Here is a 10,164-nt window from a genome sequence, read left to right as displayed (position 1 = left end):
TTTGCATATTATATTATTAACTTATGTTATGGAGGATGTTTTAAATTGAAGTTTGTAAAGAGTTATAAAAAGGTAATGGTGTTAGGTTTATTATGTATATTAGTTTTTTCATTAAGTGCATGTGATTTTATTGATGGATTTAAAAATGGATTTAGTAGTAAAACTGAAAAAGTAGAAAATCACGAGGAAAAATAAAAATATTATTGATTATTTATTATTGTTATTGAATAACTTAATAATAAGATTTAAATATTTTCATAAAAAAGGAGTTTTTTCATGAACTATAAAGTTGAAAAATTAGAAGCTGTAATTGCACCTTTTATACCTGGAGGTCTTATAAAAGGTATGAAGAGATTATTTTCTTAATTGAATAGTAAAAAAAAATGAGCATATATTATATTGCTCATTTTTTTTTATAAGAAATCTATTAATTGGTATTTTATTAGTGTTTTCAATATGCATAATTGCATATTGAAAACTATTGATTGTCCAAAAAATGTATATTAAGATAGCAAATTCGATATCTTAAAAACTATATATAACAATTCAAAAGGGGGATTACAATGAACTTTCAAATGGAAAAATTAGAAGAAGTTACTGCTCCAGTTAAAGTTAACTGGGCTAAAGTTGGTGGATGGGCTGCAGGCGCAGGAACAAAGTGGTATATCTGTGACACTACAGGAATTTGCTGGTAATAAGATACAAAATATAATTTTATAGGGGGTTTATGAAATGTACCTTTAAGTTTTTTTTGCATTATCTATATTGGAGAATAAGGATAAAAATGGAACTCTATACCCACGTAATGTAAAGTTATATTTCTCGCCTTTTTTAATTTCTGCTTGAATATCCGCGGAATTAAATTTCATCATGAGAATACCATCTGTATTAGTTATTACTTTTTCAGTATCGTCATTTTGTTGGACAACTATATAAAATTTGTCACTTTTCCCATCTTTTTTTGAATATTTATCAGTTACTGTACCTTCAATGTTGGTAACGTGTATGTAATTTATGATGGAAGCTATTAATAGAGTTGGTACAATGACAAGGAATAGTATAAAACCTATTTTCCCTCTATTTTCTATGTTGTTAGTTTCCTTTTTTTCCAAAAATCATCGTTCCTTCCTTATACTAAGAATAATTATATAATCTATGTAATTATAACAGAATAACTTTTTATAGATTATGCAATTATGCATAATGCTTTTTACATGTTCATTAATTTTAGCTTTTATGAGTACAGGATTTATTTTCATGTATTATAAAGAAAAGACACCCTAAGGCGCCTTCCTCCGACTTGAACCACTTTAATTTTAATAATATGTATCGGACTTCCATCCAAAGATTATTTTACCATGTTAAGTTATTTTATATGTTGAGAAATAATAAAAGCACCCTTTCGAGTGCGTTATTTTTAATTTACTTGATTACACCACCAGAAACTCCGGACATTGCCATAATATCAATTATTTTATCTGTTACATTATCGTCTTTTCCGCCTCCATAGTAGGCGTTTAATGCATCAATAAACCAATATGCATCGGCTGTTACTGATCTACCTGCAGATTTCATTGATTCAATAACTGTTTGAACATATATAAATTTATCATCAAATGATAATTCAACCCAATCTCTACCAGTGGCATTCTTAATCTTTTCTACTTCTTCATTAGCTGATGAGGAAGTGTCAGTTGAAGGTGGTGTAGTACTGGTTTCAGGTTTGACAGGTTTTCCGTCTTTAGCACTTGCATCGTAAATGATATTTCTTTCAATATAACTTTTATCTTTATCATCTAAGTGTAGCTGATCTCCAATTGAGTTAGAATAATATGTATAATATTCATGCTTCTCTGTTTGTAATACAACATTAAACAATTCGCATGTAACGCCTTTTCCACAGTATAAATTTCCCGCACCATCTTTACTTTGCAGTTTTCCACCTTGCTTTTCGATGATTTTACCTATGGATACCAAGTATTCATATTGTTCTTTAGGTTGTAAGTTATCAAAAGAATCGTTAAGGGAAGCTACGATATCATAATGATAATATGGATTTTCAGCATTTTGATCTGATTTTTCTATTTCTTTATATGTTACGGATTTTAGATGTTTTTTAATCTCTTTATCATTCGATATTTCGGAAACAATACTGTCCAAATTCTCAGTAGTGTACTCTGGCCCACCGCAGCCTGATAAAACTAACATTGCAGTGATAATAGTCAAAGTGATTCTTTTCATAGTTGTCCTCAATTCTCATTGTTTTTTCTGGATGAAATATGCAAAACAAAAGCACCCTTTCGAGTGCTTATTTTACGCAGTTACAGAAGTCTTACCCTTACGGAAGATTCCCATCAATCCACCAATTAATAATAAAACCCCTGGTAATATGTAAACTATAGAGATACAGATGAATCCACCAATAGCAGCGATTGTCATCATAATACCGCCAGCTTTAGCGTTCTTTTTAACTACTACACTGCCAACAATACCTAAGATTGATAGAGCAACAGCTCCCCAACCTAAACCAATTACAGTGTCTGCTCCGTCTGCTGCGAAAGCAGAACCGAGTCCGCCAATTAATAATGCAATGAATGCACATAGGATACCGAAAATCCCTCCGATAAGTCCTAATACAAATTCAGTTGTTCGTTTCAATTTAAAAATCTCCTTACTGTGCTGTGAATTCAAATTTCACAGATTTGTTGTCTAATGAGAAGTTCGGTTTATATGTACCTGTATATTTATCTGATTCGGCTACATCAAATAGCATTTTCCCTTGAATCTGGTTGCCAGGAACGATGTTTTCGTTCATAAATGTATTTTCTCCACCGAAATATCCTTTAAATTGATTGCCAGTAGCATCGGCGATTTTTAATTCTTCAGCTCCGAAATAAGCGTCTTTCTTACCGTTGTTTTTAGCGTTGAAAGTAATTTCTAGCACTTTACCTTTTTCAGCTTTTACGTATTCATTTGCTTCAACGAATTTAGCTGAATTGAAAGTAATTTGTAAGCCATTAACTTCTACTGTTTCGCCTACTTTGTACACTTTGTTTTCAGCAGTATCCTTTTTCTTTTCTTCTTGTTTAGGGGCATCTTGTTTGCTTACTTCTTTTACTTCTGTTTCTCCACATGCTGCTAAACTAAAAGCAAGTGCTCCAGTTAAAGCCAGTGTACCCAATTTTTTGTACATTTTGTTTCCTCCAATTATGTAAAATGTAAGATTTACGAACTTATCATATCAGATGACCTGCTTGTAATGTGTTGTATTTTGTCGAATGAAATAAAAAAAGAGAGCCGGAGCTCCCGATGGATAATTTGGTGATATTTTGTAAAAACCTACCGCTGGTAAATAGAAAATATTTCTTTTATTATGAAATCAAATCACAATATATCTTTGTTGTTTTGCAACATTTTCACGTACAACGAAACCTGCTTTTAATCATAACTTTCACCATCATGAAATTGACATTCATTATATCTATTACATGTTGTTCTCCAGTTAGTTTTAAAGATTTTATTTATCTGAAAAAGGGCAACAATTGCAAAGCTCTACACCGTAGATTTTTTCAATTGATTCCTTTATGTGTTTAAGTTGTTTTGAGTAGTTTAGAGCAATGTCTTGATAAAGTTCCCTTTCATCTTCACTGCAATAATCGATACATTGAGCGATTTTCATTAAATCAGCTTTAACTTGATTATATTTCTTAACTTTTTCTTCGATAATATCCATGGTTTTAACCTCATTTATTGTGAAATGGATTCTGATAGTAAGATTTTTTCAAGTTTTTTAATCGGTGCTCCAATAAATTTATGTGTTTCTTCTCCATCTTCAATAAAAATGTTTGGGGTATATTTTAAGCTTAGATTTTTAAATTCTTTTTGAGCTTTTAAATCATTGATAATATCTTTTTCTATAAAGGTAAGATGCTCTTTAGTGAGCCATTTCTTTAAGTTAATACAAGCCGGACAGTGGGGCATAGTAAAGATAGTAATTTCATAATTTTTCTTCATAATCAATACCTCCGCTTTTTTCTTCTCGTAAGTAGTAGAGAAAGCAAACCTCAAAAACTAAAAAGAAATATAAATTTTTTAGTTTTTGAGATTTCTTACAACTTATTGGGGTACCGCCACATCGCTATCAAGCTAAGAAAATACAACTCCCCCAGAACGAGATTTTGTCCTAACTTGTAATAAAAAAGCTCATTTTTTCGTTTTGGGGTGGATTTGTTTTTCTTAAGTTGATGGGCATGTGAACTTTCCTCCATCTACACTTCACTTAAAGAAGAGCTTCTAAGGTCATCGTACCTATCGGCATGAAGTTTACTTAGTTATCGAACCTGTCCCTTGCTCTATATGATTCTACTAACATAATCTCTCTCCTTGCTGGATGTTGATAGAAGCGTTCCAGTCCTTATCTGCAAAAAAATGCACTCACATTAGAGTGAGTGCTCTGAAAAAGGTTGAGACTCCTCCATGGGAGTACAGTCTTTATAAGGAGAGTTTCTAATAGAAACGTATCTTCAATTTATAATGAATACTACAAAATCTAATCAAAAAGTACATGATTTTACAAAAAAATATTAAGTATTAGAAAACTCATTTTAGTCCAAAATCTCGAGATAACTGCATTGAATCTCTCAACTTCGAATATACTGACACTATCACTCTGAAAATAATATGTAATTAGTATAGAAAAGAATGAATTAATGTAGCTTTAAAATAAAGTTTGATCAAATTAATGAGAATGACGCTGATAAAAGACAAATAGAAAGAGCATGTTTTGAAAAAAGATTAATCAAAACATGCTCTTATTTCATCTAATTTCTCAAATGTTTTATAAAAAAGCTTGATCTTTTCAATGGGCCTTCCTCAACTAAAGCACCCGTTAATTCAATAACCCTCTCACATAATTTTTTTCAATAACCTTACCATAAATGGTGTCTTTAATGTCTCTTTTATTAGTGAATTTTTGTGTTTCATAAAATTATTGATCTGTTTTCGTCTATTTGGAACCATTAACAAAGGTAATCTACTAGGATTAAACCAACCAATTTTTGCAGTTTCAGGTCCATTATTTATTGGTTCTCCCCCTAGTAATTTGCCTAAAAATATATGTTGCATATCATCGTATTGAGGTTGGTGATATTCTCCTATTTTACGCTCAATAGTAATTATATAGCCCGTTTCTTCTTTAGTTTCTCTTATAGCACACTTATCTAACTGTTCATTCTCTTCTAGTTTTCCCCAAGCAAATCCCAGATAGGATAATCATTTCGTTTAACTAGCAATATTTTGCCTTCATTATTATCAACAATAGTAAAGCACCCTGTGGTTTTTGTAGTATTCATTATAAAAACACCCCTTTAGATAAACAAATCCAAAGGGGCAAAACATCGTGACTTTATTCAAAACATCGCGTCTTTTAAAAAAACACCGTGACTTTATTTAAAAGCAACAATTAACAATGGGAATATTGACTACATATAAATTAACAGGTTCTAGTGCAAAAAAAACGAATTTGGTAATGTATCATTTTTTGCACCCGAACCGATAAATCTAAAGGTTCTTCTTTTCTTCTACTTTTGGCTCTGCTGTTGCAGCAGCTTCAGGTTGCATGTTTTTTAACATATTCGGATCAATATTAACTTGAACGGTATTGACGTTATTAACATTATTTATAGCTGTTCTAGCAGAGGTCACCATACATACCCATCAACTTAAGTATTTCCACTATCCCCAAGTATAAAATTTGTCTCTTTATTAGCAATAAAAAACACATGTTTTTCAACTGGACTGTACCACATCTTCGGACATGAAAGACTGAAGTGTACATAACATTTGCATTAAATCCTCAATTGCTTGATTCATCAATTCTCCCTGAGATGTCCTTTTTGACATATAAGCTAAAAATTCCTCAGTACGATATATCCCGCTTAATATCGCTTCTTGCATTTGAATATCTATTGGTACAGGGTATTCCACTTGTTCATGACACAAACTAACTGCAAGTAAATAGGCAATCGGAGGCAAAACATGATCTCCAAATTCAAAGATAAATGAAGTTTTCAAAAGTGGATTTAAATAGGAGTATTTTTCATTTTTAAATTGTATCCCTTCAAAAAAAAGATGTTGATCGTACTCTTCTCGGATTCTTAAAAAATCTTCTATTGAAAGTTCCCCATAATCTTGTACATGTTTTATTAAACTCGTTTCAAGTAAATGAACCCCATATGTAGATAAGACAACTTGATGTATTCTTTTTACATACTGGCTTGCAATTTCCTGCTTGATTTCTAGACTTATACCCTCATTTCGTAAAATTGCTTGAACACAGGTAATTTCAAAATAATATGCCATAATTTCGTTTAATAATTGCGTACTATCGTCAAAGAATGTATGTCCATAACTTTGATTAAAATATGCATGTCCTAATTCATGGCATAATATAAATAAACTATCAACGTCATCATGATAGTTAAACAAAATTCTACTCTCTTTGGTATTTGGAAAATAGTATGTTTTATTCACTTCAATTTCATTATATACTTGTACAAAATCATATTGAAACATCTTTTCAATATGATTAATCCAGCGATCTTGTCCATATTTATCCAAACTCATCAATATGATTTCTTTCGCCTCATCAATTGAAATTGTACTTCGTTCTTCTTCATTATAAGCCAAAAAGTCTGCAATAACTGCCCCTGATAAATTTGGAAATATAATCGATAAAGTTTTAGTAATAAGAGCATGAAATTTCTCCTGTAATTTCTCTTCAAACGTACGTAACGTTTCTTTCTTAACCCCAAAAACTTCCATGTAATAATCAGGTACTTCCAAGGATAAGTAACTTTGCTTACTCTTTGTAAAAAATTGAAGAATTTCATTCCCATTATTTCGTAATACTTCATATACACTTCTCTGCATTACTTTCTTTTCTTCATAATCCTTTGCATCACGCATCATTTCAAAGATTTCCGATATAGTATATGTTTCATCTTCATGGGAAATTTTAATGTTGCGAATAATCTGCAAGTACCGTTCATACTCCTCTTCATTCCTGTCCTGTTCTTCTATATCATGCATAAGTTTAACAAAATCGTTATACCCCTCTTCCAATTGTAAATTAGACAATTGATCCATATGAAGCAAGATATCAAATACTTGATGCATAGATAAAATATCAATTTCAGTTACTTTTGGAAGACTAGGTCTCTCCGCATGAACAATAGTAGAAATTTCCTTTATCTTTCGCTTCAATTTCTCTTGGTGAAAAGGCATATTTTTTTGTAAGGATTGGATAAACGGCTCAAAAGGTATTGCTTCATGATTCGCTGAAGAATGGAATTTTAAAAAGTCGAAACTATATCCTTTTTTTATAGCATGATTATCATTTGTTATATCAGCAAATATGATTCGGCTACTAATGAGTGAAACCGCTAAACTTTGAATAATTGTACCCCTATTTTCGCGAATTACATATTCAGTATGATAATTCCGGAAGCTATCCTCAAGTATTGAGGTACCGTTATTACTATTACTTAAATGCAATACTTTTACGAAATCATTATGATATCCCATTAGAAAATACTTAATTCTTTTATCATCACAGTAGTCCATTATATCTTTATGCAATTGGAACGTTGATTCATCAAAACATCCGAAAATATAGTTTATCTCCTTCAAATTTAATTGTGATAAATCGTTCAACGTTTCAATTTTCATATTAAACACTTGAATTTTTACATAAGGGTCCATTTTTTTTAATTTCTCTTGAATCACATCTACTTTTTGCTTGTTAATATCTTCTGTTTGAAATATCGTCTGCGCTCTAATATTTTTAGTTTGTACCTTATCAAAATCAATAATGATAATCTCACCAACGCCCAGTTTGGATAATGTCATGCATAATGTTGCACCAATTGTACCAGCTCCAATAACAACTACTTTTATCTTCTTCATCTTCTGAACGATTGCATCTGCATGTAAACTAGGATCATGTGTACTAAAATAGTTGAAATTTCTAAAGTTAAACAACTGTTCTTCTTTATCTTCCTCACAACGTTTATCATATAGGAGTTGATTCTCATTTATAAACTGAATTATATTTTGTAATTCTTCATCATCCATTTCATTCTTATTCTTCCATTCATTTATATTTTTACGAACATCACCCATAGGGTTTTCTAAAATCTTTAATAATGACCATAGTTTTTCAAATTCATTGACTTCGATAACCCTTTCTTCTCCGTCATAATAGACAATTTCATTTTTATTAGGATATCCCCTAAAATTTAAGCTTGTTTTTAATCTCATATTCTATCCTCTCCATTCCATTGAAAAAGAAGGTGTTTACACACCTTCTTCTTTTCAAAACTAGCATAATAATAAACAAACACATTGATTCTCTCGTTGCGTAGCCTTTTTAATTTTCACTGTTAGTTTCATTTGAGGACCCCCTTTTTTCAATATACTGGTAATGCAACTATATATTAACAATTATTCAATAATGATTTCAATTCCGTTTCATGTATTCAGAATTTTCAGATGTTGAGAAAATAATTTCTAATTCCTACTATATATCCCATTTAATATCTTATTTCCCAACTGCAACCTATTGGAACAAGAGCGATTCATATTTTATCAAGTTCAATATCATTATGTAACAATATGCTATTTTATCTACTAACTTTTAATGATGTAACCACTCTTTACTTAACACATATATTTCATTACGTCCCTTTTTGGAAAACTAGCATCAGTATGTCCATGATTGAGAGATTACTTACAGATATTTTAAAGCCTTTTCATCTGAACCTCTTTTAGGGGCACAGCAACATTGCTATCAAGCTAACAAAACAAAATACCCCCTGAAATGAAAAAACACGCTATTCTTTCTGTAGAATCATAGGAAAGGATAGTGTTTTTTATAATTATTTCAGATTTGTATCAAATACAAAAATGAATGTAAAGACTGTTTTTTCTTCTTGTTAGAAATATAATCAAGGGAATTTATGGGAAAGGAATGTTGTCACATATGAATAAACAACAAGAGTATTGGAATGGAGTAGCAAATGAAAAAGAATTCACGACACCTTTTCAACTTGACTTATTCTCAAAGTATGTAAATAAGGATGCAACCTTATTGGACTATGGATGTGGGTATGGAAGAACATTACTTGAACTAAAAGAACGACAATTTACGAATTTATATGGTGTGGATTTTTCAGAAGAAATGATTAAACGAGCTAAATCAAATGATATGACTATTGATTTTAATATTGTTAAAAGCGGGAAACTTTCCTTCCCGGATAATTTTTTTGATTCAGTTTTATTATTTGCAGTTCTAACCTGTGTATACCAAAATCAAGAACAGGATTCTATTTTAAATGAAATTAAAAGGGTATTAAAACCAGAAGGTATTATTTATATTAATGATTTTTTACTAAATGAGGATGAAAGAAATAAAACACGCTATAAACAGTATGTTGATAAGTATGACACATATGGCGTTTTTGAATTATATGATGGAGCTATTTTGCGCCATCATAGTGAAAAGCGTGTAAAGGAATGGACAAATGCTTTTGAGAAATTAGAGTATGAAAAAGTAGAGTACGTAACAATGAATGGTAACCGTTCTAATGGATTGGTATATATAGGTAGAGTAAAGAAGTAAAATAACTTGTAATATACTAATAGCAAAACAAAATCACAATAAAGTCTATTTGCATGTAATCTAAAATGTCCAAAAAATAAAAAATACGCTATTCTTTCTATAGAATCATAGGAAAGGATGGCGTTTTTGTATGTCTATTTCTGTATCTGATGAATTACAACTATTTGCTCAAGAAGTTCAAAGATTCTTATCTCCAAATATCTTACGAGATATTGCTAGAGGTGTTGGTTTTGTACAAAGAACCAGTAAGTACCAAGCAAAAGATTTAGTCGCTTTATGTGTATGGATGAGTCAAAATATCGCTGCGACTTCTTTAACTCAGTTATCTAGCTGTTTAGAGGCATCAACAGAAGTGCTCAGGTTCTGTTGCAAAGTTTTCTACATGAAGCTACACTCTAGAAAACAGGATCTAGGAGAATCAGACATGAGATATTTTAAAGGAAAACAATTCAAGAAAGATATTATTTTAGTAGCCGTCGGCTACT

12 protein-coding genes and 1 pseudogene are annotated in these 10,164 nt (G+C 30.9%); 4 read left to right on the top strand and 9 right to left on the bottom strand.

Features of this window, described 5'->3' with window-relative positions:
* The coding region (locus HRG09_RS26630; RefSeq protein ID WP_217448181.1) for a hypothetical protein at nt 1-195 on the top strand (195 nt) is incomplete at its 5' end.
* A 368-nt stretch (nt 196-563) separates the two neighbouring features.
* A complete protein-coding gene (locus HRG09_RS29450; RefSeq protein WP_262386271.1) occupies nt 564-695 on the top strand; it encodes a hypothetical protein in 132 nt (43 codons plus the stop codon).
* 45 nt (nt 696-740) lie between these two features.
* Here HRG09_RS29450 and HRG09_RS26625 read toward each other — a convergent pair whose 3' ends face one another.
* From HRG09_RS26625 to HRG09_RS26585, 9 genes are all read right to left on the bottom strand, one after another.
* On the bottom strand, nt 741-1,112 hold the full coding sequence (locus HRG09_RS26625; RefSeq protein ID WP_174103840.1) for a hypothetical protein: 372 nt from the start codon (nt 1,110-1,112) through the stop codon (nt 741-743).
* A gap of 310 nt (nt 1,113-1,422) precedes the next feature.
* On the bottom strand, nt 1,423-2,241 hold the full coding sequence (locus HRG09_RS26620) for a hypothetical protein (protein WP_174103839.1): 819 nt from the start codon (nt 2,239-2,241) through the stop codon (nt 1,423-1,425).
* A gap of 72 nt (nt 2,242-2,313) precedes the next feature.
* Nucleotides 2,314-2,658 carry a DUF4064 domain-containing protein gene (locus tag HRG09_RS26615; protein ID WP_174103838.1) on the bottom strand — a complete coding sequence of 115 codons (345 nt, stop codon included), beginning with the start codon at nt 2,656-2,658 and terminating at the stop codon, nt 2,314-2,316.
* 13 nt (nt 2,659-2,671) lie between these two features.
* Nucleotides 2,672-3,193, bottom strand: a complete 522-nt coding sequence (locus HRG09_RS26610; protein WP_174103837.1) for a DUF4352 domain-containing protein — start codon at nt 3,191-3,193, stop codon at nt 2,672-2,674.
* A 324-nt stretch (nt 3,194-3,517) separates the two neighbouring features.
* Nucleotides 3,518-3,733 (bottom strand): hypothetical protein, encoded by a 216-nt coding sequence (locus tag HRG09_RS26605; protein WP_174103836.1) that lies wholly within the window; start codon nt 3,731-3,733, stop codon nt 3,518-3,520.
* 14 nt (nt 3,734-3,747) lie between these two features.
* Entirely contained in the window at nt 3,748-4,014 is a 267-nt protein-coding gene (locus HRG09_RS26600) for a glutaredoxin family protein (RefSeq protein ID WP_254610183.1), read from the bottom strand.
* 891 nt (nt 4,015-4,905) lie between these two features.
* Nucleotides 4,906-5,208: an NUDIX hydrolase gene (locus HRG09_RS26595; RefSeq protein ID WP_309232380.1), complete on the bottom strand. Its 303-nt coding sequence runs from the start codon at nt 5,206-5,208 to the stop codon at nt 4,906-4,908.
* A gap of 351 nt (nt 5,209-5,559) precedes the next feature.
* Nucleotides 5,560-5,703 carry a hypothetical protein gene (locus HRG09_RS26590; RefSeq protein ID WP_254610182.1) on the bottom strand — a complete coding sequence of 48 codons (144 nt, stop codon included), beginning with the start codon at nt 5,701-5,703 and terminating at the stop codon, nt 5,560-5,562.
* Nucleotides 5,704-5,787: 84 nt separating this feature from the next.
* Nucleotides 5,788-8,319: a ThiF family adenylyltransferase gene (locus HRG09_RS26585; protein ID WP_174103835.1), complete on the bottom strand. Its 2,532-nt coding sequence runs from the start codon at nt 8,317-8,319 to the stop codon at nt 5,788-5,790.
* Nucleotides 8,320-9,040: 721 nt separating this feature from the next.
* On the opposite strand from HRG09_RS26585, the gene HRG09_RS26580 reads away from it, so the two are divergent.
* Nucleotides 9,041-9,679: a class I SAM-dependent methyltransferase gene (locus HRG09_RS26580; RefSeq protein WP_174103834.1), complete on the top strand. Its 639-nt coding sequence runs from the start codon at nt 9,041-9,043 to the stop codon at nt 9,677-9,679.
* Between the two features lie 130 nt (nt 9,680-9,809).
* Nucleotides 9,810-10,164 (top strand): annotated as a pseudogene (locus HRG09_RS29230) (hypothetical protein); the annotation flags it as partial.

This window comes from Bacillus sp. Xin1 (assembly GCF_013314535.1).
In the GTDB taxonomy this organism is placed as follows: domain Bacteria; phylum Bacillota; class Bacilli; order Bacillales; family Bacillaceae_G; genus Bacillus_A.
The sequence above is the reverse complement of the archived record's forward strand: the minus strand, read 5'-3'. Positions and strand labels throughout refer to the sequence as shown.